A 249-nucleotide genomic window follows, 5' to 3' on the forward strand; every position below is an offset into this window, starting at 1 on the left:
CGATGGCCATCGCGTTCGCCTACACGTCGCTGCCGCTCACGAACACGTCGATGCTCTGGCTCGGCTTTCCGCTTGGCTTCTTCGCCTCCGGCATCTTCTCGGGCATGGGCGCGTTTCTCACCGAACTCTTCCCCCCCCGCGTGCGCGGTTCGGGACAGGGCTTCTGCTACAACGTCGGCCGCGCGATCGGCGCGCTGTTTCCCGTGCTGATTGGCTCGCTGTCGAAAGAGTTCGGCCTTGGCACCAGCA

1 pseudogene is annotated in these 249 nt (G+C 65.1%); it reads left to right on the forward strand.

The window, feature by feature from the left end:
* Window positions 1-249 (forward strand): annotated as a pseudogene (locus SB753_RS39950) (MFS transporter); the annotation flags it as partial.

It is taken from the genome of Paraburkholderia sp. SIMBA_053 (assembly GCF_046534895.1).
In the GTDB taxonomy this organism is placed as follows: domain Bacteria; phylum Pseudomonadota; class Gammaproteobacteria; order Burkholderiales; family Burkholderiaceae; genus Paraburkholderia; species Paraburkholderia caledonica.